The 23000-nt window shown below is 71.8% G+C and carries 22 protein-coding genes and 1 tRNA gene; 8 read left to right on the forward strand and 15 right to left on the reverse strand.

Going from position 1 to position 23000, the window contains the following annotated elements; all coding sequences use genetic code 11:
* Positions 1-178: 178 nt before the first annotated feature.
* Both ACW9J6_RS16830 and glmS read left to right on the forward strand, forming a co-directional pair.
* Complete coding sequence (locus ACW9J6_RS16830; protein WP_457117638.1) at positions 179-823, forward strand: anti-sigma factor; 645 nt, start codon at positions 179-181, stop codon at positions 821-823.
* A 171-nt stretch (positions 824-994) separates the two neighbouring features.
* Positions 995-2821 (forward strand): glutamine--fructose-6-phosphate transaminase (isomerizing), encoded by a 1827-nt coding sequence (gene glmS / locus ACW9J6_RS16835; RefSeq protein WP_457117639.1) that lies wholly within the window; start codon positions 995-997, stop codon positions 2819-2821.
* 331 nt (positions 2822-3152) lie between these two features.
* Here the strand turns inward: glmS and ACW9J6_RS16840 are convergent, their stop codons facing one another.
* The 7 genes from ACW9J6_RS16840 to ACW9J6_RS16870 all read right to left on the reverse strand — a co-directional run bounded on the left by ACW9J6_RS16840 (position 3153) and on the right by ACW9J6_RS16870 (position 10384).
* Positions 3153-4430, reverse strand: coding sequence for an L-fuconate dehydratase (locus ACW9J6_RS16840; RefSeq protein WP_457117640.1), 1278 nt, complete (start codon positions 4428-4430; stop codon positions 3153-3155).
* 103 nt (positions 4431-4533) lie between these two features.
* Entirely contained in the window at positions 4534-4863 is a 330-nt protein-coding gene (locus ACW9J6_RS16845) for an L-rhamnose mutarotase (protein WP_457117641.1), read from the reverse strand.
* 8 nt (positions 4864-4871) lie between these two features.
* Positions 4872-5696: an amidohydrolase family protein gene (locus tag ACW9J6_RS16850; protein ID WP_457117642.1), complete on the reverse strand. Its 825-nt coding sequence runs from the start codon at positions 5694-5696 to the stop codon at positions 4872-4874.
* A 9-nt stretch (positions 5697-5705) separates the two neighbouring features.
* A complete protein-coding gene (locus tag ACW9J6_RS16855; protein WP_457117643.1) occupies positions 5706-6710 on the reverse strand; it encodes an aldo/keto reductase in 1005 nt (334 codons plus the stop codon).
* A gap of 25 nt (positions 6711-6735) precedes the next feature.
* Positions 6736-7671, reverse strand: a complete 936-nt coding sequence (locus ACW9J6_RS16860) for a substrate-binding domain-containing protein (RefSeq protein ID WP_457117644.1) — start codon at positions 7669-7671, stop codon at positions 6736-6738.
* Between the two features lie 186 nt (positions 7672-7857).
* Complete coding sequence (locus tag ACW9J6_RS16865) at positions 7858-8871, reverse strand: ABC transporter permease (RefSeq protein ID WP_457117768.1); 1014 nt, start codon at positions 8869-8871, stop codon at positions 7858-7860.
* 19 nt (positions 8872-8890) lie between these two features.
* On the reverse strand, positions 8891-10384 hold the full coding sequence (locus tag ACW9J6_RS16870) for a sugar ABC transporter ATP-binding protein (RefSeq protein WP_457117769.1): 1494 nt from the start codon (positions 10382-10384) through the stop codon (positions 8891-8893).
* 275 nt (positions 10385-10659) lie between these two features.
* On the opposite strand from ACW9J6_RS16870, the gene ACW9J6_RS16875 reads away from it, so the two are divergent.
* Complete coding sequence (locus ACW9J6_RS16875) at positions 10660-11367, forward strand: FadR/GntR family transcriptional regulator (protein ID WP_457117645.1); 708 nt, start codon at positions 10660-10662, stop codon at positions 11365-11367.
* A gap of 30 nt (positions 11368-11397) precedes the next feature.
* Here ACW9J6_RS16875 and ACW9J6_RS16880 read toward each other — a convergent pair whose 3' ends face one another.
* Positions 11398-11997, reverse strand: a complete 600-nt coding sequence (locus tag ACW9J6_RS16880) for a cation transporter (RefSeq protein WP_457117646.1) — start codon at positions 11995-11997, stop codon at positions 11398-11400.
* A 264-nt stretch (positions 11998-12261) separates the two neighbouring features.
* Between ACW9J6_RS16880 and ACW9J6_RS16885 the strand changes: the two genes are divergently transcribed.
* The gene (locus ACW9J6_RS16885; protein WP_457117647.1) at positions 12262-12603 is read left to right on the forward strand and encodes a hypothetical protein; all 342 of its coding nucleotides are present in this window, start codon (positions 12262-12264) and stop codon (positions 12601-12603) included.
* Positions 12604-12666: 63 nt separating this feature from the next.
* Positions 12667-14496, forward strand: a complete 1830-nt coding sequence (gene ilvD / locus ACW9J6_RS16890) for a dihydroxy-acid dehydratase (RefSeq protein ID WP_457117648.1) — start codon at positions 12667-12669, stop codon at positions 14494-14496.
* A gap of 40 nt (positions 14497-14536) precedes the next feature.
* On the opposite strand, the gene ACW9J6_RS16895 is transcribed toward ilvD, so the two are convergent.
* The 3 genes from ACW9J6_RS16895 to ACW9J6_RS16905 all read right to left on the reverse strand — a co-directional run bounded on the left by ACW9J6_RS16895 (position 14537) and on the right by ACW9J6_RS16905 (position 16619).
* Complete coding sequence (locus ACW9J6_RS16895; protein WP_457117649.1) at positions 14537-15313, reverse strand: SDR family oxidoreductase; 777 nt, start codon at positions 15311-15313, stop codon at positions 14537-14539.
* A 121-nt stretch (positions 15314-15434) separates the two neighbouring features.
* A complete protein-coding gene (locus ACW9J6_RS16900) occupies positions 15435-16322 on the reverse strand; it encodes a cation diffusion facilitator family transporter (protein WP_457117650.1) in 888 nt (295 codons plus the stop codon).
* Between the two features lie 96 nt (positions 16323-16418).
* Positions 16419-16619 (reverse strand): hypothetical protein, encoded by a 201-nt coding sequence (locus ACW9J6_RS16905; protein WP_457117651.1) that lies wholly within the window; start codon positions 16617-16619, stop codon positions 16419-16421.
* A 97-nt stretch (positions 16620-16716) separates the two neighbouring features.
* On the opposite strand from ACW9J6_RS16905, the gene queA reads away from it, so the two are divergent.
* On the forward strand, positions 16717-17802 hold the full coding sequence (queA, locus tag ACW9J6_RS16910; RefSeq protein ID WP_457117770.1) for a tRNA preQ1(34) S-adenosylmethionine ribosyltransferase-isomerase QueA: 1086 nt from the start codon (positions 16717-16719) through the stop codon (positions 17800-17802).
* Entirely contained in the window at positions 17802-18938 is a 1137-nt protein-coding gene (tgt, locus tag ACW9J6_RS16915; protein WP_457117652.1) for a tRNA guanosine(34) transglycosylase Tgt, read from the forward strand. The genes queA and tgt overlap by 1 nt, the downstream gene beginning before the upstream one ends.
* 18 nt (positions 18939-18956) lie before the next feature.
* Here tgt and ACW9J6_RS16920 read toward each other — a convergent pair whose 3' ends face one another.
* Complete coding sequence (locus ACW9J6_RS16920; protein WP_457117653.1) at positions 18957-20030, reverse strand: hypothetical protein; 1074 nt, start codon at positions 20028-20030, stop codon at positions 18957-18959.
* Positions 20031-20131: 101 nt separating this feature from the next.
* Between ACW9J6_RS16920 and ACW9J6_RS16925 the strand changes: the two genes are divergently transcribed.
* Positions 20132-20207: transfer RNA gene (locus ACW9J6_RS16925), tRNA-Lys, on the forward strand.
* A 9-nt stretch (positions 20208-20216) separates the two neighbouring features.
* On the opposite strand, the gene ACW9J6_RS16930 is transcribed toward ACW9J6_RS16925, so the two are convergent.
* The 3 genes from ACW9J6_RS16930 to ACW9J6_RS16940 form a co-directional block, all read right to left on the reverse strand.
* Positions 20217-21638, reverse strand: coding sequence for a TAXI family TRAP transporter solute-binding subunit (locus ACW9J6_RS16930; protein ID WP_457117654.1), 1422 nt, complete (start codon positions 21636-21638; stop codon positions 20217-20219).
* A 95-nt stretch (positions 21639-21733) separates the two neighbouring features.
* The gene (locus ACW9J6_RS16935) at positions 21734-22234 is read right to left on the reverse strand and encodes a hypothetical protein (protein ID WP_457117655.1); all 501 of its coding nucleotides are present in this window, start codon (positions 22232-22234) and stop codon (positions 21734-21736) included.
* 313 nt (positions 22235-22547) lie between these two features.
* Complete coding sequence (locus ACW9J6_RS16940) at positions 22548-22697, reverse strand: hypothetical protein (RefSeq protein ID WP_457117656.1); 150 nt, start codon at positions 22695-22697, stop codon at positions 22548-22550.
* Positions 22698-23000 lie beyond the last annotated feature (303 nt).

A 23000-nucleotide genomic window follows, 5' to 3' on the forward strand; every position in this document is an offset into this window, starting at 1 on the left:
CTCTGCCCCGCGACGCAGGAGGCGATGGTCCGGCGGGCCGAATTCCCCTAGGATTTCGGTCCGGCGCTCCCGGCTCCCGCGAGGCGGGCGCGTCCGGATGGGGGCGGGGAGGACCGGGGGGTCCGCCCTCGCCGGGAGGGGCGCGGGAGCCGGCCCCCGTCGCTGCGGAGCCGGGCACATGAGTGAGGATCCCGACCTCCGCGCCGTCCAATACGTCCTGGGCACCCTGGGCATGGCCGAGCGCGCCGCCTACGAGCGCGACCGCGCCGGCGACCCGAAGCTGGCCGCCGCGCAGAGCTTCTGGGAGGAGCGCTTGGCTTCCCTCGCGCCCGCGACGCCCCCGATCGTTCCGGGCGCGGCCCTGTGGAATGTGTTTCGCGCCGCGTCGGCGCCGTCGTCGCGCCGGTGGTGGATCGCGGCGCTCGGGGCGCTCGGCCTCGGCCTCGTCCTGATCGCGGCCCTGCGCGGATTGCGCCCGCGGGGGGCGGAGCCGCGGGCCTTCGCGGTGCTCGATCGCGGCGGCCAGCCGCCGGCTCTGGTGGTCACCATCGATGCGGCCGCCGAGACCGTCCGCGTGCACGTCCTCGCGGCGGAGATGCCGCGCGAGGGAAGCCTCGAACTCTGGTTCATCGCGCCGGGGGCGGCCCCGCGCTCGCTCGGGCGGATCGCCGCCGGTCCGCTCACGCGCCTCGCGCTCCCGGCCGCCGACCGGATCCTGACGGAGGGCGCCACCCTGGCGGTCAGCGTCGAGGGGCCCGGCGGCGCGACGACGGGCGTGCCGGCCGGGACCTTCGTGTATCGTGGGCGCCTCGTCCGCGAGTGACGGCGGATCGGCCCGGGACGGCCGGCCCGAATCTCGCCGCACCCGGCGGGCAGGGAGGAAGCGGGTCGCCCGGCGACCCGCAGACGAGCGGTCCGGGCCTTGCGCCGGCCGCGAAGACAGACGGCGCGCCGCCCCGGCAGGGGACGCGCGTCCAGGAACGGGGCAACCAGCATGTGCGGCATCGTGGGGATCGTGGGGCGTGAGGCGGTGGCCGGTCAGGTGATCGACGCCCTGCGGCGGCTGGAATACCGCGGCTACGATTCCGCGGGGATCGCCACCCTGGAGGATGGCCGACTGGAGCGCCGCCGCGCCGAGGGCAAGCTGACCAACCTCCAGCTCAAGCTCCTCAACAACCCGCTCTCGGGCGCCATCGGCATCGGGCACACCCGCTGGGCCACTCACGGCCGGCCCAACGAGACCAACGCCCACCCCCACGCGACCGACCGCCTGGCCGTCGTCCACAACGGCATCATCGAGAACTTCCGCGAGCTGAAGGCCGAGCTTCAGGCCAAGGGCTGCGTCTTCGAGACCGAGACCGACACCGAGGTCGTCGCCCAGGCCGTCACCCAGGAGATGCGCGACGGCCGCGACCCCGTCGCGGCGGTCGCCGCCGTCCTGCCGCGCCTGCGCGGCGCCTTCGCGCTCGCCTTCCTGTTCGCCGGCGAGGCCGACTTCCTGATCGGCGCCCGCCACGGCGCGCCGCTCGCCATCGGCTTCGGCGAGGGCGAGACCTATCTCGGCTCCGACGCCCTCGCGCTCGCCCCCTTCACCGACGAGATCACCTACCTGGAGGAGGGTGACTGGGCCGTCCTCACCCGGGCCGGCGCGCAGATCCGCGACGCGGCCGGCACCGCCGTCACCCGCCCCCGCCAGCGGATCGTCACCCAGGCCTTCCTGGTCGACAAGGGCAACCACCGCCACTTCATGGCCAAGGAGATCTACGAGCAACCCGAGGTGGTGGGCCGCACGCTCGCCCACTACGTCGACCTGGCGGCGAGCCGCATCGCCCTGCCGGAGGCGCTGCCCTTCGACTTCGCCGCGCTGTCGCGCCTGTCGATCACCGCCTGCGGCACCGCCTACTACGCCGGGCTGGTGGCCAAGTACTGGTTCGAGCAGCTGGCGCGGCTGCCGGTCGAGATCGACGTGGCCTCCGAGACCCGCTACCGCGAGCCGCCGCTGGAGGCGGGCGGGCTGACGCTGGTGATCTCGCAATCGGGCGAGACCGCCGACACGCTGGCCTCGCTGCGCTACGCCAAGGCGCAGGGCCAGCACGTGCTTGCGGTGGTCAACGTGCCGACCTCGACCATCGCCCGCGAGGCCTCGGTGATCGTGCCGACTCTGGCCGGCCCGGAGATCGGGGTGGCCTCAACGAAGGCGTTCTCCTGCCAGCTGACGGTGCTGCTGTGCCTGGCGATCGCCGCCGGGCGGGCGCGGGGCGTGCTCTCGGCGGAGCGGGAGCGGGAACTGATCGACGCGCTGATCACGGTGCCGGGTCTGATGGCAGAGGCGCTGCAGCGGGAGGATGCGGTCGAGGGTCTGTCGCGGGAGATCGCGAAGGCGCGGGACGTCCTGTATCTGGGGCGGGGCACCTCCTACCCGATGGCGCTGGAGGGCGCGCTGAAGCTGAAGGAGATCTCGTACATCCACGCCGAGGGCTATGCGGCGGGCGAGCTCAAGCACGGCCCGATCGCGCTGATCGACGAGAGCGTTCCGGTAGTGGTGATCGCGCCGCCGGACGGCACCTTCGAGAAGACGGTGTCGAACATGCAGGAGGTGGCAGCGCGGGGTGGCCGGATCGTGCTGATTGGCGACGCGACGGGGGCGGACGCGGCGGGCCTGGACACGCTGGCGACGCTGCGGATGCCGGCGGTGGACTCGGTGGTGGCGCCGATCGTCTACGCGGTCCCGGTGCAGCTGCTCGCCTACCACACGGCGGTCGTGCTGGGGAAGGACGTGGACCAGCCGCGCAACCTCGCCAAGTCCGTCACCGTGGAGTGACGGAGCGCCGGGCAGGTGGGCCCCGTCGAGGGCCTGCCTGTTGACACGATCCGGTTTTCGGCGCGTCGGCTGGCCGTGGCCGGGTGTGGCACCATTCCTCATGCCGAGGTGCCGCGGCGATCGAAGATCGCGCGCGGCCTCGAAGCACCCCGGAACCGTCGATCCCAAGCGGTCTTGGCCTGGATCTGTGGTCAGGCGTGCTTCGAGGCGCGCGATGCTCGCACCTCAGCATGAGTGAAGGGTGCGATTTCCAGGGGCGTTCAGTCCACGAAGCCACGACCCGAACTGCGAGGCCGCAAGTCCGTGAGGGGGGAGGGGACCGGCGCCGGGATCAGCCGTCGACGGCGTAGGACCGCAGGGTCTCGGGCCGCATCTCAATCGAGAAGCCCGGGCGCCGAGGCGGCATGTAGGCCGCGTTCCTGACCTCGCAGGGATCGAGGAAATGCTCGTGCAGGTGGTCGATATACTCGATCACTCTGCCGTCCTTGCGCCCCGACACCGCCACGTAGTCGATCATCGACAGGTGCTGGACGTACTCGCACAGTCCGACGCCGCCGGCATGCGGCCAGACCGGCAGGTCGTGCTTGGCTGCCATCAGGAGCACCGCCAGAACCTCGTTGAGGCCGCCCATCCGGCAGGCGTCGATCTGAACGATGTCGATCGCGCCCTCGGCGATGAATTGCTTAAACAGGATCCGGTTCTGGCACATTTCGCCGGTGGCGACCTTCACCGGGGCGATGGCCGCGCGGATCTTGCGGTGCCCGGCGACGTCGTCGGGGCTGGTCGGCTCCTCGATGAAGAAGGGCCGAGCGAAAGCCAGCGCCCGCACCCAGTCGATCGCCTCGTCGACCTCCCAAACCTGGTTGGCGTCGATCATCAGGTGGCGGTCGGGCCCGATCGCCGCGCGGGCGATGCCGAGGCGCCGCACATCGTCCTCCAGGTTGCGTCCGACCTTCAGCTTGACGTGGTTGAAGCCGTCCGCGACCGCCGCCTCGCACAGGCGGCGCAGCTTCGCGTCGTCGTAGCCCAGCCAGCCGGCCGAGGTCGTGTAGCAGGGGTAGCCCTCGCGCCCGAGGGTGGCGATGCGATCCGCCTTGCCGGGTTCGGCCCTGCGCAGGATCGCCACCGCCTCGTCCCGGGTCAGGACGTCGGTCAGGTAGCGGTAATCGACGATATCGGCGATCTCCTCGGGCGACAGGTCGGCGACGAGGCGCCAGACGGGTTTTCCGGCCTGCTTGGCCAGAAGGTCCCAGACGGCGTTCACCACCGCACCCGTGGCGAGGTGCATGGCGCCCTTGTCGGGCCCGATCCAGCGGAGCTGGCTGTCTCCGGTCAGGCGGCGCCACCAGCGGCCGGGATGCCGGCGGGCGTCGTCGAGCTCGGTCCCGATCACGAGGTGGCGCAGGGCCTCGATCGCCCGGCAGCAGATCTCGTTGCCCCGCCCGATGGTGAAGGTGAGCCCGTGCCCCGCGAGGCCGGGGGTATCGGTCTCCAGGATGACGTAGGCGGCGGAATAGTCCGGATCCGGGTTCATCGCGTCCGAGCCGTCGAGGGCGGCGGAGGTCGGAAAGCGCAGATCGATGACGCGCATACCGGTGATCGTGGTCATGCCGAGGATCCTGGATCAGGCTGGAGACGGGTCGCAGCGCCGGCGGGCCGCGGCGCATCTGAATTCACACTGCCGGCAGGGCGGAGTCGGGCGCGCCGCGCCCTCAATCCAGGTGGAAGACCTCCTCCATGGGCGCCCACCACTCGCCGGGCGCGCGGCTCTCCAGCGGGCGCTGGCAGGGGATGGTGAGGCGCCACCACGCGGCGTTGGTGGCGTCGGATTCCATCCGCGCCATGTCCGCCGCGAAGTCGGTGCCGTGGTACTCCCAGGTGCCGAACAGCAGGTTCTCCGGCTCCCGCAGGAAGATCGTGTAGTTCCTGATGTTGCAGCGGCCGATCAGGTCGAGGATGTCCGGCCAGACCGCCGCGTGCAGCCGCTTGTAGGTCTCGACCATGCCGGGCTCGAGGCCGATCACCATGCCCATGCGTCGCATCGGTTGCCTCATGGTTCGTCGTCGAGGCGGTAGAAGCGGACGGCGTTGCCGCCGAAGACGGCTCCGTGATGGTCGGCCGGGACCATCGCCCGGCACTGCCCCAACCACGTGCCGTAATCGGCCGCCAGGGTCAGGACGGGCCAGTCGCTGCCCCAGATCAGCCGCTCCGGTCCGAACAGCGCGAGCAGGGTGGCCGCGCAGGATTCCACCTCCGCGTGCCCGTCCCCCACCACCTCGGTCAGCAGGCCCGACAGCTTGCAGACCACGTTCGGCAGGGCCGCGAGGTCGGCCATCGACGTCCGCCAGGCGGTGAGCGAGCCGCCGCCGATCCGCGGCTTGCCCCCGTGGTCGACGACGATCCGCAGTGCCGGATGGCGCGCCGCGAAGGCGCGCAGGTGCGGCAGGTGGCCGGGCCGGACGAGGGCGTCGAAGGCGAGGTCGTGCGCCACCATCGCGTCGACCGCCGGCGCCAGGGCCGGATCGTCGATCCAGGCCTCATCGACGAGGTCCTGCAGCATCGGGCGCAGGCCCTTGAGCCTCGGGTTGCGGGCGAGCCGCGCGATCGCCGCGGGTGCCGCCGGGGCCTTGAGGTCGGTCCAGCCGACCACGCCGCGCACGACCGGGTGCTCGGCCGCGACGGCGAGCAGGGACGCGGTCTCCGCCTCGTCCGGCAGGCTCTGGACCAGCACCGCGCCGTCGATGCCGGCCTCGTCCAGCCGCGTCACGAGGTCCGCGGGCGTGAAGTCCCGGTGCAGGACGGTCAGGTCCGGCGGCGGCCAGTGGCCGGCCCGGTCCGCGATCCGCCAGACGTGCATGTGGGCATCGACGCGCATCGGACCTCCTCAGGCCGGGACCGGCGCGGCCGCGGCGATCAGGCCCCGGGCCTTGAGGTCGCCCCAGAACCCGGCGGGGATCGCCTCCTCGAACCAGCGGGCGTTGGCCCGGACCTGCGTCGCGTCGTGCGCGCCCACGGCCACCGACAGGGTGGCCGGGTGCGCGAGCGGGAACTGGAGCGCGGCCGCCTGCAGGGACACGCCCGCCTCCGCGCAGGCCGCGCGCAGGGCGGCGACCCGGGCGGCGGCCGCGGGCGGCGCTGCGCGATAATCGTAGCGATCGCCCCCGGCCAGGATGCCAGAATTGAAGGCGCCGGCGATCACGAGGCCGATGCCGCGCCGGGCGCAGGCGTCGAGGAGGTCGAGGCTTCCCTGCTCCAGCAGCGTATAGCGACCGGCGAGCAGGCAGATGTCCAGGTCGGCGACGGCGATCGCCTCCGCGATGGCCTGCCATTCGTTCACGCCGAGGCCGATCGCCTTGACCGCACCCTCCTCCCGCAGCCGCGTCAGGGCCGCGAAGCCGCCCCCCCGGGTGAGCTGCTCCCAGTACAGCGCGTGCCGGTCCCCGTGGGTGACGCGGCCGATGTCGTGGACGAAGAGGATGTCGGGCCGCAGGATACCGAGGCGCTGCCGGCTGTCCTCGAAGGACCGCATCACGCCGTCGTGGGTGTAGTCGTAGACGGGCCGGAAGGGCAGCGGCCGCACGTAGCCGTCCTCCTCCTCGCCCACCGTCGGGTCCGGCCGCATCAGGCGGCCGACCTTGGTGCTGAGCGCGTAGCTGTCGCGGGGAAGGTCGGTCACCAGGGCGCCCAGCCGCCGTTCCGACCGGGTGAACCCGTAGAACGGCGCCGTGTCGAAGTAGCGGATGCCCACCTCCCGCGCGGCGTCCACCACGTCGCGCGCCTCCGCGCCGGTCATGACCGCGTAGAGGTTGCCCATCTGGGCGCAGCCGAGGCCCATCGCCGAGACGACGACCTGGCTGCGCGCGTGGGTGCGGAGGGTTGCGGCGTTCATGATCGCTCCGGTGACCGGGGTGGCGTCAGTAGAGGACGTTCTTCGCCTCGGGCTGCCCGATATTGTCCTTCGTCACGAGTACGGCGCCCGTGTCGATGACCTTCTCGACGGGCTGCTTGTGCAGGATCTTGGCGATGGTGGCGACGCCGCGCTCACCCATCTGGAAGGAGCCCTGGACCACGATGGCCGCCAGGGTGCCGTCCGCGACGAAGCCCTGCAGGTCCTGGTTCCCGTCGAACCCCACGGCGACGATCCGCTCGGCCTTGCCGGACTGCTTGAGCGCCCGGCCCATGCCCACGGCGGTGGGCTCGTTGGCGCCGAAGATCCCCTTCAGGTCGGGATTGGCCGCCAGCACATCGGTGGTCTGGTTGAGCGCCGTCGCCATCTGCGACTGCGAATAGAAGGGCCCGACGATTTTGAGCTTCGAGTGCGCCTTGACGTAGTCGACGAAGCCCCCGACGCGGCCGATCTCGGACCCGACCCCCGCCACGTAGGACATCACGGCGATCCGGCCCTCCGTCCCGACCCGCTCGATGAGGGTCCTGGCGGCCAGTTCCCCGGCCTTGCGGTTGTCGGTGGCGAGGAACGACCGGTAATAGGGCTCCGCCGACGGGCTCAGGGCGGAGTCGATGATCACCACCGGGATGCGGGCCTCCCAGGCCTTCTTCACGGCCGGGACCAGCGCGTCCGGATCGCTCGGCGCCAGCACGATGCCGGCGACCCCGCGGGTCACCGCGTTCTCCACCATGTTGACCTGGTCGGCGATGGCCGATTCCGCCGCGGGCCCCTGGAAGGTCAGGGTGTGGCCGACCTCCGCCTTGATGGCCGCGTCGGCGCCCTTCTGCACGTTCTGCCAGAAGGTGGAATTCACCGTCTTTACGATGACCGCGATCTCGCCGGCCCGCACCGGCGTCGCCGCCAGCAGGACCCCGAACGCCACCGCACCGAAGATCCGTCTCATGGTGTCTCCCCGTCGTCAGGTCGATCGTCGCGTCGACCGGTGAGGCTCCGCGATCGGGCCGGCGTCCCGGTTCGCTCGTGCCGGAGCCGCACCGGCTCCGGAATTCGGTGGCCGCTGCCCTCCCGCGCCGGGCCGGTGCGGCGTGAGCGCGGCGACGCGGCGGCGGGACGGCCCGCGCAGCCCGGTTCAGCGGCGATGGCGCATCTGGTCGATCCAGACCGTGAACAGGATGACGAGGCCGATGATGATCTGCTGCATGAAGGCGGAGACGCCGTTCATGTTGAGGCCGTTGCGCAGGATGCCGATCACGAAGGATCCGATCGCCGTGCCGGAGATCGTGCCGACGCCCCCGACCAGGGAGGTGCCGCCGATCACCGCGCTGGCGCTGGCGTCGAGTTCGTACATCACGCCCTCGTTCGGCTGCGCGGTCACGAGGCGGGACATCAGCACACAGCCCGTGAGACCGGCGAGGGCGCCCGAGAGGACGTAGGTGAGCGTGACGACGCGGCTCACGTTCACCCCCGACAGGCGCGCGGCCTCGGCGTTGGAGCCGACCGCGTAGATGTGCCGACCGATCACCGTGCGGTCCAACATGACGGCGACGGCGAGCGTGATCGCCACCATCAGGATCACCGGGTAGGGGATGCCGGGGAAGAGTGTGGTCGGGAAGCCGTCATCCTCGATCCGGATCACGCGGAACAGGGCGCCGTTGCCCAGCGCGCCGAAGGATTCGCCGAGCCCCGAGACCGCCCGCGCCCCGGTGACCTGCAGGGCCAGGCCGCGCGCGACCAGCATCGTCCCGAGGGTGGCGATGAAGGGCGGCAGCCGCATCCGCGTCACCAGCACGCCGTTGGCGAGGCCGCAGAGCGCGCCGGTCAGGATGCCCGCGAGCATGCCGAGCGGCACCGGAAGCCCGGCTTCCTTCACGCACAGGGCCGCCACCACGCCGGACAGGGCCAGCACCGAACCGACCGACAGGTCGATCCCGCCCGCGATGATCACGCAGGTGGCGCCGATGCCGAGAAGCCCGATCGAGGTCACCTGCAGGGCGATGGTCAGCCCGTTGCCGAGGCTGAAGAAGGCCGGGCTGGTCAGCGAGAAGGCCGCGACCAGGACCAGGAGACTGGCGAGGGCGGCGAATTTCTGGACGAGTTCCCTGCGCCGCTCGCCCGCCGGCGCGGTCGGGAGGGGCGAGGGCATCACGGCGGGGGCGCCCATCTCAGGGCCGCTCCCGGAAGCCGGAGGCGTAGTGCATGATCTCCTCCTGATTGGTCCGGTCGGTGTCGAGGACGCGCGCGATCCGGCCGCGGTGGAACACCGCCACGCGATCGGTCATGCCGAGGATCTCGGGAAGCTCCGAGCTGATCAGGATGATCCCGATGCCCTGTGCTGCCAGCCCGTCGATGATCGTGTAGATGGCGAGCTTCGCCCCGACATCGATGCCGCGCGTCGGCTCGTCGAAGATGATGAGCTTGGGCTCGCGGAACAGCCACTTGCCGATGACGATCTTCTGCTGATTGCCGCCCGAGAGCAGGCGGACCGGGTGGCGCAGCGACGGCGTCCGGATCGACAGCAGGTCGACGTAGCGCTGGGCGATCTCGGCCTGCCGCCTGGCATCGATGACGCCGAGCCGGCCGGCGATCCCCGCCACGTGGGCGAGCGTGAGGTTGACGTCGACCGGCATCGCGACGGCGAGGCCCTGCCCGCGCCGGTCCTCCGGGACATAGGCGATCCCGGCGGCGATCGCGTCGCGCGGCGAGCGGATCGTCAGGGCGCGCCCGTGCAGGGTGATGGTGCCGGAATCGAACGGGTCCGCGCCGAAGATCGCCCGCGCCACCTCGGTCCGCCCGGCTCCGATCAGGCCGGCGAAGCCGAGGATCTCCCCGCGGCGCAGGTCGAAGCCGATCTCCGAGAAGACGCCCGCCCGCCCGAGGCCCCGAACGGAGGCGATCGTCTCGGAGGTCGGCCGCGACGACCGCGCCGGGAACGTGTCCTCGACGGGGCGGCCGACCATGTGGGCCACGATGGTGTCGAGGCTGGTCTCGCGGACGTCCGCGGTCGAGACGTGCCGGCCGTCGCGCAGCACGGTCACCCGGTCGACGATCGCGCCGAGCTCCTCGAGGCGGTGCGAGATGTAGAGGATCCCGACTCCCGCCGCCTTCAGGCCGCGGATCACCTCGAACAGGCGCCGCGTCTCCTGCTCGGTCAGGGAGGAGGTCGGCTCGTCCATAACGAGCACCTCGGCGTTCAGCGAGAGCGCCTTGGCGATCTCGACCATCTGGCACTGGGCGACCGACAGCGTCCGAACCGTCCGGTCCGGATCGATCCCGCCTCCCAGCCGGTCGAGCCAGCGTAGCGCGTCGTCCCGCAGCCGCCGGCGATCGATCAGGAATCCCCGCCGCGGCTCCCGCGCCAGGGAGATGTTCTCGGCCACCGACAGGTCCGGCACCAGGTTCAGTTCCTGGTGGATCATCGCGATGCCGGCCTTCTCGGCCTGCAAGGGCGATGCGAAGCGCCGTTCCGTCCCCTTCAGCACGATCCGCCCCGAGGTCGGCGGGTGAACACCGCTGATGATCTTCATCAGCGTCGACTTGCCGGCGCCGTTCTCGCCGCAGACGGCGTGCACCTCGCCCCGGCGAAGGTCGAGCGTGACGCCGGAGAGCGCCGTCACACCGGGAAACGTCTTGCCGACACCGTGCAGCGACAGGATCACCTCGCCAGGGTCGGTGGCCGCGCCCGGCCCAAGACGGTCTGCCCTCTGCGTTCCGCAGGTCAGGACCACGGCTGCCCTCCCTAGGGGCCTCTGCCCACTGCCGGGGCGAGTTCAAGATGACCCATGGTAAGATGCGGGTGGAAATTGGTCAAGCCGGTTCGTGGCGGATTCGTCCTGCGCGGTCCACAGCCGTATCATCGCCCTCGCCGGATCGCATTGCGCGCCTGAGGAGCCCGGTTATGATGCGGAAACCCGCGCTATTGGTCAGGCCAATCATGCGACACGAGCCGACCGCTCCGCGGTCCGTCGAGCGCCGGCTCTACCAGCAGGTCGCCGACCAGATCCGGGCGCTGATCCAGACGGGCCGGTTCGCCCCCGGCGACCGGCTGCCGGCGGAGCGCGACCTCGCGCAGCAGCTCGGCGTGTCGCGTCCGTCCCTGCGAGAGGCGCTGATCGCGCTCGAGATCGAGGGCACGATCGAGATCCGGATGGGCTCGGGCCTCTACGTCCTGGGGACCGGGGAGCCGCGGATCTGGGCGACCGCCGGCATCGGCGACAGTCCCGCCGAGCTGATGCAGGCTCGCGCGGTCGTCGAGGGTGCGGTGATCGTCCTGGCGACCGCCCGGATGACGCGGCAGGCGGTGGAGACCCTGCGCGGCGCCCTCGACGGGATGCGCGAGGCGATCGCGCGGGGCAGCAAGCCCCTCGACCACGATCGCCTGTTCCACATCACGATCGCCGCGCAGGCGGGCAACACGGTGCTCGCCCGCATCGTCGCCGACCTCTTCGACGAGCGGCACAGCCCGCTCTCGGCCGGGATGCGCGACCGCTTCGAGAGCCCCGGGACCTGGACCCTGGCCCTGGCCGAGCACGAGGCCATCCTGGGCGCTCTCGAGGCCGGCGATCCCCTGCTCGGCCAGGCGATGATGCATGCGCATCTCGATCAGTCGAAGCGGCGCTGGCTCGAGAGCGATCCGCGGTGACGGGGCTGCGCCGGCGCCGGCCCGTCCGGCTCAGGCGGCGGACCGGTGCTCGTCCCGCGCCGCTTCGAAGACCTCGCGGGCAGCGTCGGCGTTCATCGCCGCGATGCCGAGCCCGACCACCAGGTCCGGCCAGGCGGAGGGCCACAGGAACGCCGTGACGAGGCCCGCCGCGATGATCGCGAGGTTCGCGGCGGCATCGTTGCGCGACGACAGGAAGGCCGCCCGGGTGAGGCTGCCCCCTCGCGACCGGTGTTGGGCCAGCATCAGCGCGCAGGTGAGATTGACGGCGAGCGCGCCGAGGCCGGTGAGCGTCAGGGCGCCGGCCTGCGGCGGCACCGGCGCGGCGAATTTCTCGGAGGCCGTCCACAGGGTGGCGAGGCCCGGCGCCAGCAGGATCAGGGCCAGGCCCATCCCGAGCCGCGCGCGATTGCGGGCGCTCCAGCCGAGCGCCAGCAGGATCAGCAGGTTGACCGAGGCATCCTCCAGGAAGTCGATGCTGTCGGCGAACAGCGCGACCGAGCCGATCGCCAGCGCCACCGCGAATTCCACGCCGAAATAGGCGAGGTTCAGCACCGCCACCCGCACCACCACCCGGGAGAGGTCTCCCTGCGGCGCCCGCGTGCGCGTCATGTCCCCATCCCCCTCCGTCCCGCCCCGGGCGGTTCGCATGAACGTCGCGATCGGCCCCCATCATCCGACCGCACGGCCGGGCGCCCGGACCCGCGCGCAGCCTTCGCATGTCCGGCCGCTCGGCGCGATCGGCGGGATGCCACGTCCGTCCTGCGACACCGGAGCCGCACCGCCATGGCCGCCCGCGCGCGTTCCCGTCCGAGGAGCCGCCCGCGTCGAGGCGCTGCCGCGCGCTCCACCGGAGGCGGCCCCATGCGGCGCGGCATGATCCTACTCCTCCTCGCCGGGCTGCCGCTGCCGACCTTCGCCCAGCCAGAGGCGTCCCGGCGCCTGCTCGTCCGCGAGGGTGCGCTCCTCTGCGTCTCGCGCTTCAGCTTCGCTGTCGCCGCACGGGCGGCGCAGGATGCACGCTGGCTCGCCGAGAATGGCTGCCTGCGCGCCGGGCGCGGCTTCGTCGTCCTGCGCCTCGCGGACACAGCCAGGGATGCCGGGGGGCCGGCTTGGACCGTCCGGGTGGTGACCGGCGGCCCCGCCGGGCTGGCGCTCTGGGGGCATCCGGCGGATTTCCGCCTCGAGAGCGGCGAGCCGGTGCCGCCGGAGAACTGAGCCGCCGGCTTGTGCACCGGTGCGGCGGGGCGCAGAACGCGGCCCGTTCACTGGAATGGACCGATGCCCGCCTACCGCTCCCGCACCACCACCCACGGCCGCAACATGGCCGGCGCCCGCGGCCTGTGGCGCGCCACCGGCATGACCGACGCCGATTTCGGCAAGCCGATCATCGCGGTGGTGAACTCCTTCACGCAGTTCGTGCCCGGCCACGTGCACCTGAAGGATCTCGGGCAACTCGTGGCGCGCGAGATCGCGCAGGCCGGCGGCGTCGCCAAGGAGTTCAACACCATCGCGGTCGACGACGGCATCGCGATGGGTCACGACGGCATGCTCTACTCGCTGCCCTCGCGCGAGCTGATCGCCGATTCCGTCGAGTACGTGGTCAACGCGCATTGCGCCGACGCCATGGTCTGCATCTCGAACTGCGACAAGATCACGCCCGGCATGCTGATGGCGGCGCTGCGTCTCAACATCCCGGCGGTGTTCGTCTCGGGCGGGCCGATGGAGGCCGGCAAGGTCGTGGTCGGCGGGGCGCGCCGGAAGGTCGACCTGATCGACGCTATGGTGGCGGCGGCCGACGACCGGGTCGCCGACGCGGACGTGCGGGCGATCGAGCGCTCGGCCTGCCCGACCTGCGGCTCCTGCTCGGGCATGTTCACGGCGAACTCGATGAATTGCCTCACCGAAGCCCTCGGCCTCTCGCTCCCGGGCAACGGCTCGCTCCTCGCCACCCACGCGGACCGGCGGCGCCTGTTCGTGGAGGCCGGCCACCTGATCGTCGACCTCGCCCGCCGCTACTACGAGCAGGACGACGCGGGCGTGCTGCCGCGGGCGATCGCGAACGTGAAGGCCTTCGAGAACGCGATGACGCTCGACATCGCCATGGGCGGGTCGACCAACACGGTCCTGCACCTGCTGGCCGCCGCGCACGAGGGCGAGGTGCCCTTCACCATGAGCGACATCGACCGCCTGTCCCGGCGCGTCCCGGTCCTGTGCAAGGTCGCCCCGGCGGTGGCCGACGTGCACATGGAGGACGTGCACCGGGCCGGCGGCATCATGGGCATCCTCGGCGAACTCGACCGCGCCGGGCTCCTCGACACCGCGGTCGGCAGCGTCCACGCGGAGAGCCTCGCGGCCGCCCTGGATCGGTGGGACGTGCGGCGGACGGACAGCCCGGGCGTCCACGCCTTCTACCGGGCGGCGCCCGGCGGGGTGCCGACCCAGACCGCCTTCTCGCAGGAGGCGCGCTACGACGCCCTGGACCTCGACCGCGAGGCGGGCGTGCTGCGCGACGCCGCGCACGCCTACGCGCGGGACGGCGGCCTCGCCGTGCTCTACGGCAACCTCGCGCAAGACGGCTGCATCGTGAAGACGGCGGGCGTCGATGCCGGCATCCTGACCTTCGCGGGGCCGGCCCACGTCTTCGAGAGCCAGGACGCGGCCGCGGAGGGCATCCTCGGCGGGACGGTGAAGGCCGGAGAGGTGGTGCTGATTCGCTACGAGGGGCCGCGGGGCGGACCGGGCATGCAGGAAATGCTCTACCCGACGAGCTACCTGAAGTCGAAGGGGCTGGGGAAGGCCTGCGCCCTGGTGACGGATGGGCGCTTCTCGGGCGGCTCCTCGGGCCTGTCGATCGGGCACGTCTCACCGGAGGCGGCGGAGGGCGGCCTCATCGGCCTCGTGGAGCAGGGCGACCGGATCGAGATCGACATCCCGAACCGGCTCATCCACCTCGCGGTGGAGGAGGCGGAACTCGATCGGCGTCGGGTGGCCCAGGAGGCCAAGGGCTGGCGGCCGGCTGCGCCGCGCAAGCGGAAGGTCTCGGCGGCGCTCCGCGCCTACGCGATGCTCGCGACGAGCGCCGCGCAGGGAGCCGTGCGGAAGGTCTGAGCCGCCCGGATTCCTGGTGGCACCCGGAGCGGCGCCCGCCCTACACCACGAGGGCGGCCTGCGCGCCATCCATCGTCACCGTCACGCCGGTGACGTAGCTCGCGCGGGCCGAGGCCAGGAACACCACGGTCGCGGCGATCTCCTCGGGCTCCGCCATGCGCCCGAGGGGGATGCGCGCGATCGCCGCCCGCTCGGCCTCCTCGACCGTGATGGTCCGCGCGCTCGCCTCGGCCCGCATCCCCTCGGCGACGCGATCGGTCCGCGTCAGGCCGGGATTGACGCCGACGACCCGCACGCCCCGGCCCGCATAGGCCTGGGCGAGCCCGGCGGTGGCGAGCATCAGGGCCGCGTTGGCGGCGCCCCCGGCGATGTGCGTCGGCGAGGCGACCTTGCCGCCGTTGCCGATGATGGTGACGATCACGCCGCCGCCCCGGGCCGCCATCCGCTTCACGGCCGGGTCCACGATGTTGACGGTGGTGAAGAACTTCGCGTCGAGCGCGGCGCGCCACCGTCCGGGGTCGAGGTCGTCGGGCGGGCTGCGGCGCGCGGCCCCGGCACTGGTCACCAGCACGTCGATGGGGCCGAGCGCGGCCTCGACGGCGTCGAGGGCCGCCAGGGCCTGTGCCGGGTCGGCGAGGTCGGCCGCGTGGCCCGCGACGGCGCCGAGCAGGCCCCGCGCGCGGTCGAGATTCTCCTGCGACCGCGAGACGATACCGACCCGAGCACCCTCGTCCAGGAGGGCGCGGGCGCAGGCGAGCCCGATGCCCTTCGAGCCTCCCGTGACGAGGGCGACCTTTCCGTCCAAGCCGAGCTTCATCGCCGTCATCCCCGCGGGCGGCCCGGCCGGTCGCCGGCGCGGGTCCTGGCGGCTATTCTGGGACGCGGGGGGCGGGCGGCAAGCCTCGGCGCGCCGGTCCCCGGCGCGGTGCCGCACCGCGTCAGACCACCGGGACGCCCCGCTGCTTGGCGTGATCCCCCGGCTCCACGTGGATCGTCACGACGGTGCCGGGAAGCCCGCTCTCGATCGCCTGTTCCAGCCGGTCGCAGATGGCGTGGGATTCCGCGACCGTCATCTCGCCGGGAACCACGAGGTGGAAATCGACGAAGGTCGCCTGCCCGGCATGGCGGCTGCGCACGTCGTGGGCCTCCAGCGCGCCGGCGCCGTGCTCGGAGATGAGCACGCGGATCCGGTCCAGCATCTCCGGGGCGGCGGCCTGGTCCATCAGGCCGTTGACCGAGTCGCGCACCATGCCCCAGCCCGACCACAGGATGTTGAGGGCGACGAGCGCCGCGATGGCCGGGTCGAGGAGGACGTAGCCCGTCGCCGCGGTCAGCCCGACGCCCGCCAGCACGCCGAGCGAGGTCACCACGTCCGAGATCACGTGGCGCCCGTCCGCGACCAGGGCCGGCGAGCGCCAGTCCCGCCCGCGCCGGAGCAGCATCCAGCCCCAGACCCCGTTGATGACCGTCGCCAGCCCGTTCACGGCGACGCCGATGAGCGGCATGTCGATCGGCTTGGGATGCAGATAGGCCTCGTAGGCGTCGCGCAGGATCATCACCGCCGCCACTACGATCAGCGCGCCCTCGATCACCGCCGAGAAGTATTCGGCCTTGTGGTGACCGTAGGGGTGATCCTGGTCGGCCGGCTGCGCGGCGACGCGCAGGGCCACGAAGGCGGTGGCCGCCGCCACCACGTTGACGATGCTCTCCAGCGCGTCCGAGTAGAGTGCGAGGCTTCCCGTGAGCCACCAGGCCCCGAACTTCAGGCCGAGCACCAGCAGCCCGAGGCCGGTGCTCACCAGAGCCGCGGCTTGCGCGCGTTCCATCTTGCGGATTCCGTCGGTGGCACCCCGGCCGGCCGGGGCGCCGGCTCCTTAGGCGCAGGAGGGGGGCGAAGGCCACGGCACACGTCTTAGCCGCGGCTATGACGCGGCGGAGTCCCCGCGCCGCGCCGCCTCGCGGACCTGACTCACCTGCGCCCGGGCCCGCGCCTCGGCGGCCTTGCGGGCGTAGCGGCGCTGCATGAAGCCGAAGCGCGCCTCGGCGGCGAGCCGGTCCAGGCGCTCGGCCTCGCAACTCCACCACGTCGCCAGCTCCGCATCGAGCGTCGGCTGGTTGGCCATCGCGATCTCCCTGTCGGTTCGGCCTCTAGATGGCGTGCCGCGGCCCGCGCCGCCACGGGCCATTGATCCCGGGGGCCGATCCGTGCTCATGGCCCGCATGCGCGTGGACCTGTTCGATTTCGACCTGCCCGAGGCGCTGATCGCGCTCCGCCCGGCCGTGCCCCGGGATTCCGCCCGCCTGCTGCGGGTCACGCCGGGCGCGCCGCCGGAGGATCGCGCCGTGCGCGACCTGCCGGCCCTGCTCGCCCCGGGCGACTGCCTCGTCTTCAACGACACGAAGGTGATCCCGGCGCGGCTGCGGGGGCTGCGCACCCGTCCGGACGGGCCCGCGGTGCGCGTGGAGGCGATGCTGCACCTGCGCGAGGCGCCGGATCGCTGGCGCGCCTTCGCGCGGCCGGGCAAGCGCCTGCGCGAGGGCGACCGCATCCGGTTCGGCGCCGGCGCCGAGGGGACGGCCTGCGAGCTGGGCCATCTCGACGCGACGGTGACCGCGCGGGGGGAGGGGGGCGAGATCACCCTGACCTTCGCGCTCTCGGGCGCCTACCTGGACGAGGCGGTGGCGCGGCTCGGGGAATTGCCGCTGCCGCCCTACATCGCCGGTCGCCGCCCGACCGACGGGCGGGACGCCGCCGACTACCAGACGGTCTACGCCCGCGAACCCGGCGCCGTCGCGGCCCCGACCGCGGGGCTCCACTTCACGCCCGACCTGCTGGCGCGCCTGCGCGAGGCCGGGATCGGCGAGGCCCGCGTCACGCTCCACGTCGGGGCCGGGACCTTCCTGCCCGTGAAGGCGGAGGACACGCGGGAGCACCGGATGCACGCCGAGATCGGCCAGATCGCCCCCGAGACGGCCGCGCGCCTCAACGCCGTGCGCGACGCGGGCGGGCGGATCGTGGCGGTGGGCACCACCTCGCTGCGCCTCCTCGAATCCGCCGCCGACCCGGACGGCACGATCCGTCCCTTCGCGGGCGCCACCGACATCTTCATCACGCCGGGCTACCGCTTCCGGGCCGTCGACGCGCTGATGACGAACTTCCACCTGCCGCGCTCGACCCTGTTCATGCTGGTCAGCGCCTTCGCGGGTCTCGACACGATGCGGGCGGCCTACGCCCACGCGGTGGCGGAAGGCTACCGCTTCTATTCCTACGGCGATTCGAGCCTCCTGTTCCGGGCCCAACCCTGATGACCGACAGCTTCCGCTTCACCGTCGCGGCGCGCGACGGCGCCGCCCGCACGGGCGAGATCCGCATGCCGCGGGGCGTCATCCGCACCCCGGCCTTCATGCCGGTCGGCACGGTGGGCACCGTCAAGGCGATGTATCCCGAGCAGGTGAAGGCGCTCGGCGCCGACGTGGTGCTGGGCAACACCTACCACCTCATGCTGCGCCCCGGCGCCGAGCGGATGGCCCGGCTCGGGGGGCTGCACGCCTTCATGCAGTGGCCCTACCCGATCCTGACCGATTCCGGCGGTTTCCAGGTCATGTCCCTGTCCGGCCTGCGCAAGCTCGACGAGACCGGGGTCACCTTCCAGTCGCATCTCGACGGCACCGCGCACCTGCTCACGCCCGAGCGCTCGATCGAGATCCAGGGCCTGCTCGGCTCGGACATCCAGATGCAGCTCGACGAGTGCGTGCGCCTGCCCGCCGAGCCCGAGGCGATCGCCAAGGCCATGCGCCTGTCCCTGCGCTGGGCCGAGCGCTGCCGCGTCGCCTTCGGCGCGCAGCCCGGGAAGGCTCTGTTCGGCATCGTCCAGGGCGGCGACATCCCGGCGCTCCGCGTCGAGAGCGCGCGGGAGCTCGTCGGCCTCGACCTCAAGGGCTACGCCATCGGCGGCCTCGCGGTGGGCGAGCCGCAAGCCACCATGCTGGCGATGATCGAGACGGTGGAGCCGCACCTTCCGGGCGAGAAGCCCCGCTACCTCATGGGCGTCGGCACGCCCGACGACATCGTCGAGGCGGTGCGCCGCGGCATCGACATGTTCGACTGCGTGATGCCGACCCGGGCCGGCCGCCACGGCATGGTCTATACCCGGCACGGCCGCCTGAACCTGCGCAACGCGCGCTTCGCCGAGGACAACGAACCGCTCGATCCCGCCTCGACCTGCCCGGCCGCCACTCTCTACAGCAAGGCCTATCTCCACCACCTCGTGCGCTCGGGGGAGATCCTCGGCATGATGCTGCTGAGCTGGAACAACCTCTCCTACTACCAGGACCTCATGGCCGGCCTGCGCCGGGCGATCGCGGAGGGCCGGCTGGAGGATTTCGTGGGCGAGACCCGCGAGGGCTGGGCCCGCGCCGAGCGCGACCGCGCGCGGGCCTGACCTCGTCCCGGACCGCAATCAGCCTCCGGCCGGCCGGGCCAGCACCCGGAAGAGGCCGTCCGGGTCGTCCCGGCCGGTCGTCACCGCCCGCCGCAGCCCGTCGATCACCCGGTCGGCGACGGGCAGGCGGTAGTGGAGGGCGTCCCAGTAATTCTCGTCGCGGGTGGTGAGCGGCGAGGCGATGCGCAGATCGACCACCGTGGCGCCGTGCCGCCGGCCGATCGCGGCGGCCTGCGCCTTGCAGGCGTCCTCCCGCGCGGCGTCGTCGGAGCCCGGCCGGGGCTGCACCGCCACATGCGCCGGCATGAAGGCCACGACCTTCACGGCGTCGCCCGGCGCCGTGGCGAGGAGGTCGTCGAGCCAGGCCAGGGCCGGGAAGGCCGCGCCGGGCCCGATCGGTTCCTGCGCGCGCGCCATCTCCCGGATGTGGCCGGCGGCGCGCGCCGCGTCGTAGGTCTGTTCGGGCGGGGTGAAGACCTCGTAGCCGTCGCCGCGGATCCGCTCGCGCATCCGCCCGACCCGGTGCAGCAGCACGCGGCCGGCGATTTCCAGGCTCTGCAGGTTCCACTGCGCGAACAGCCCGCGCCAGGCCGCGCCGTCCGCGTAGAGCCAGGGCGGGAAGGGCCGGAAGGTCAGCCGCTTGGCCTCGGCCTCCGGGTCGCACCAGGTTCCGTCGAGGGTGAGAATCAGGGTCCGCGCCCGCACCCGGGCCAGGAAGAAGCGGGCGAGCTGCGCCTGCTCCCAGGGGGTGGCGGCGTTCATCGCGAGGTTGGCGAAGGCGCCCGGGAAGGCCCGGTCGAGCGCCCGAGGGTCGAGGAGCCGCGCCGTCGAGGTGCCGAAGACCGCCGCGTCGTAGGCGCCGCCGCGCACGATCTGCGGGTACATGTAGCGCTGGTTGAGATCCATGATCGGCCCGGGCGCCCGCCCGGGCGCGGCGCGCAAGCCGTAGGGGTCCATGGCGGCGATGAAGCCGAAGGCCAGGAGGGCGGCGAGGGCCGCGGTCCCGAGGGCCGTGCCGAGGAAGCGGCGCCACTCCGCGGCGCGCGGATCCGGGCCGGGGCGAGGCGGGGCCTGCGGGTCGGGACGGGTCACGCCCCTCGTTCGGCGGTTGACCCGGCTGCGTCAACCCCCTACATCCGCCCCTGCTCCGCTCACGGCTTACCGGGCTGCCCGCGCCGGATCCGCGCGGATGCGAGCGCGTAGCTCAGCTGGTAGAGCAACGGACTTTTAATCTGTAGGTCCTGGGTTCGAGCCCCAGCGCGCTCACCACCACATGTCTCACTGGACTGCGGATAGCGTCGGCGCAGGCTTCGGTCCGGGGCTCGCCCCCATGTGCGGACCAAGAACCGATTGTCGCGCATCGAGGGCGTGCCTCGCGTGGGTGAGCGCGGTCGAGAACGCCGACAGCCGCTCGGCCCCTACCGCCCCGGCCTGCCGGCCGAGCACGGACGAGGCGATCGCCCGGGTTTCACGCTCGAGCGCTTCCAATGCGAGCCGCTCGGCGCCGGGCGCCTCATCCGCGATCTCGACGAGCCTGCTGATCGGCCGCCAGTCCTCGTCGCATCTCCGCCGGCTCCAGTAGCTCGAAGCCAGAGCAAACACCGATCCCATGATGCTGGTGCCGATGCCCATCACGTAGAAGTACTGCTGGAACTGATCGAGGAAGCTCTGGTCTCCGCCACTGAGGTAGGCCGCCACGCCGGGGTGAATCGGCAGGATGGGGCTCTTGTCATCAGGGTCAGGGGCTTCGATCTGGTTGGCGAGCGGTGTTGCGGCCATGAGTTTGGTTTTCGTGGTCAGGATCGAACGCGCGATGGCAGCCGCCACGACGTTGCTCATCAGCTCCGAAGCGGCGAAGCGATAGGTGACGGCGAGGGTCGTGACGGTGTCGCTCGGCGTGGCCGGCCGGGCTCGGAACGCGCCGACAGGAACGTCGATCGACTCGAAGCCGGGGAAGCGCTTTCCGAGAGCCTCCGCGTCGTCGAGGGCCAGAATGCCCGGGGTCCCCTTCGTCGCCCGCGCGATGGCGGCCACGACGTCGACCACCTCACCCGGCGCCATCGGACCGACCGCGAGGACCGCCTCGACCTTCTTCTCCTGCACGGCCTGGCCGAGCTCTGCCACGGGCAGGAAGACCCGATGCACGTCCTTTGCGGGGATGTTGAAGAAGCTCAGGAGCGTGTCGAGGGCCTGGGCATTGTTCACCTGGACCGGACCGGCCACGATCCCCACCGTCTTGCCCGCCAAGCCCGCGACGGAGCTGATCTTGCTGTGGGGCGGCAGGACGAGAGCCACCACATCCCGGCGCAAGATCACGATGGTCTGCGCGTTGGCCGGCGCCGCCGCATCGCTGCGCACGACGGCCAGATCCGTCCGACCGTCTTCCAAGGCCTTCGCGCTCCCGGCGAGGTCGGGAACCTGCACGAGGTCCAAGTGAACGCGGGGATGCTGGATCGCGGAGACGGAGACGAACGCTGCCATGAACCGCTGAAGGGCACCGCCTTGTGGGCCGGTGGTCACGCGCAGGTTGGCATGTGGCGACCAGAAATGCGCCAGAGTGAACCCGGCGGCGGCGAGCAACAGCACCCCGATCACGGCGAGGAGGCGCCCCCACCCTCTGCGGTGCGGCTGACGGACGACAGGCCGCTCCCGGCCTTCCGCCTCGGGTTTGGGACCAATGGGCGTTGCGTCCGACATCATCGCAGCCCTCCCCGTGTCTGGACCTCATCGTGCCGGTGAACCCTGCCGCTGCGAGCCTGCGCATTCACCGCGAGCGCACCCGGTCACGCGAACACCTATTCTGCTGCCCGGCTGCTCCAGAGCAGGGCGCGCAATCGGGTCTCGCCAAGCGCGCGGCTGAGTTCACGGAAGGCGAAGTACGGGATCAGCGCCACGAACATCACCCACGCGAGGGTCGCCAGCCCGCGCGGCCCGCCCGCGATCTCGGGCAAGACCGCGTCCAGCGCCTTCCCGTGCCAAGCTCCCACCAGCAGCTCCTCCAACACATTGAGCATGGTCAGCACGGCAGCGAAGAGAACGGCCTGGTACAGGATCGAGTAGACGAGTGGCCCTTGCTGCAGACGACGCCCGATGGAGTGCGAGCCGAGCTTTGTCATCTCAGCCACCAGCATCAGCTTGGCGAGAACGAGGGCATTAAGCAGGCCGAGCGCGTAGAAGTGATAACTGGAATAGCGTCGAACGTCCTCGTCGAGGCGGGCGTAGATGTTCAGACTGAACAGGATAAGCGTCCCGAAGACAATGACGAGATAGACCGAAAGAGCAAGATAACGCTCCATCTCCTCCGCAGCGCGCCGAGCGATGGATCGCTTTGTTGTGACAGCCTCAGCAGAGGCCAGCCCGGGTGCGGAAAGGGCGGGAGCGGCTGCCGTCTCGTCGGACAGAGGTGTCGCTGGGCGTCGCGTCGACATCATCGCAGCCCTCCCGGCGTTTCGGCTTCATCATGCTCGCGCGCCCTGAAGATGCAAGTCCGTCCACTCACGCCAAGCGCGTCTGTGACGCGCGGATACTTCCGCACTCGGCCTCGATCGGGGAGCGTCATGCACACTGCCACGCTCTCCATCTCATGGTCGATGCGACGATCACGTCGACTCATCTCCCGGATACCTGCCGCTCCGCGACGAACGCTTGCCTGCCCGCATCGGACAGGATCACGTCGCGGTTCGTGGACGTCATGAACCAGCGGCCGACGGGCCGGCCGCCCACGGACAGCGTCGCGGCGGCGATGGTCCAGTTCGGCATGGCGATGCTGACGGCGCCTCCTGCGTGACGCGTTGCGGTCTGCGCGACCGCTCCCCGTGCGCGTCGCGTCCCGAGACCCGGCACGCCCCATCTTGCCGCGCGCGAAGCCTCGCGGGACGGCGGTGCGGCGCATCGCCGACGGAGCCTCGGCACCGCGCACCGGTGGGCCGCGAGAGACAAGACTAAGTCGAAAGAGAGTGGTGCGGCCTCAATTGTATCATCTCAACCCCGTATTAACTAAAAAGCTTAAGTCGAGATCCAGCACTCTTCGGACATACTAATAGAGAGAGGCGCATGGCTGGA

The sequence above is a fragment of the Methylobacterium sp. JK268 genome (assembly GCF_054052225.1).

What these genes read in the sequence shown, in the direction of transcription:
- ACW9J6_RS16830 (WP_457117638.1), top strand. Translation starts at nt 179, where the DNA reads ATGAGTGAGGATCCCGACCTCCGCGCCGTCCAATACGTCCTGGGCACC.
- glmS (WP_457117639.1), top strand. Translation starts at nt 995, where the DNA reads ATGTGCGGCATCGTGGGGATCGTGGGGCGTGAGGCGGTGGCCGGTCAG.
- ACW9J6_RS16840 (WP_457117640.1), bottom strand. Translation starts at nt 4,430, where the DNA reads ATGACCACGATCACCGGTATGCGCGTCATCGATCTGCGCTTTCCGACC.
- ACW9J6_RS16845 (WP_457117641.1), bottom strand. Translation starts at nt 4,863, where the DNA reads ATGCGACGCATGGGCATGGTGATCGGCCTCGAGCCCGGCATGGTCGAG.
- ACW9J6_RS16850 (WP_457117642.1), bottom strand. Translation starts at nt 5,696, where the DNA reads ATGCGCGTCGATGCCCACATGCACGTCTGGCGGATCGCGGACCGGGCC.
- ACW9J6_RS16855 (WP_457117643.1), bottom strand. Translation starts at nt 6,710, where the DNA reads ATGAACGCCGCAACCCTCCGCACCCACGCGCGCAGCCAGGTCGTCGTC.
- ACW9J6_RS16860 (WP_457117644.1), bottom strand. Translation starts at nt 7,671, where the DNA reads ATGAGACGGATCTTCGGTGCGGTGGCGTTCGGGGTCCTGCTGGCGGCG.
- ACW9J6_RS16865 (WP_457117768.1), bottom strand. Translation starts at nt 8,871, where the DNA reads ATGCCCTCGCCCCTCCCGACCGCGCCGGCGGGCGAGCGGCGCAGGGAA.
- ACW9J6_RS16875 (WP_457117645.1), top strand. Translation starts at nt 10,660, where the DNA reads ATGCGACACGAGCCGACCGCTCCGCGGTCCGTCGAGCGCCGGCTCTAC.
- ACW9J6_RS16880 (WP_457117646.1), bottom strand. Translation starts at nt 11,997, where the DNA reads ATGACGCGCACGCGGGCGCCGCAGGGAGACCTCTCCCGGGTGGTGGTG.
- ACW9J6_RS16885 (WP_457117647.1), top strand. Translation starts at nt 12,262, where the DNA reads ATGATCCTACTCCTCCTCGCCGGGCTGCCGCTGCCGACCTTCGCCCAG.
- ilvD (WP_457117648.1), top strand. Translation starts at nt 12,667, where the DNA reads ATGCCCGCCTACCGCTCCCGCACCACCACCCACGGCCGCAACATGGCC.
- ACW9J6_RS16895 (WP_457117649.1), bottom strand. Translation starts at nt 15,313, where the DNA reads ATGAAGCTCGGCTTGGACGGAAAGGTCGCCCTCGTCACGGGAGGCTCG.
- ACW9J6_RS16900 (WP_457117650.1), bottom strand. Translation starts at nt 16,322, where the DNA reads ATGGAACGCGCGCAAGCCGCGGCTCTGGTGAGCACCGGCCTCGGGCTG.
- ACW9J6_RS16905 (WP_457117651.1), bottom strand. Translation starts at nt 16,619, where the DNA reads ATGGCCAACCAGCCGACGCTCGATGCGGAGCTGGCGACGTGGTGGAGT.
- queA (WP_457117770.1), top strand. Translation starts at nt 16,717, where the DNA reads ATGCGCGTGGACCTGTTCGATTTCGACCTGCCCGAGGCGCTGATCGCG.
- tgt (WP_457117652.1), top strand. Translation starts at nt 17,802, where the DNA reads ATGACCGACAGCTTCCGCTTCACCGTCGCGGCGCGCGACGGCGCCGCC.
- ACW9J6_RS16930 (WP_457117654.1), bottom strand. Translation starts at nt 21,638, where the DNA reads ATGATGTCGGACGCAACGCCCATTGGTCCCAAACCCGAGGCGGAAGGC.
- ACW9J6_RS16935 (WP_457117655.1), bottom strand. Translation starts at nt 22,234, where the DNA reads ATGGAGCGTTATCTTGCTCTTTCGGTCTATCTCGTCATTGTCTTCGGG.
- ACW9J6_RS16940 (WP_457117656.1), bottom strand. Translation starts at nt 22,697, where the DNA reads ATGCCGAACTGGACCATCGCCGCCGCGACGCTGTCCGTGGGCGGCCGG.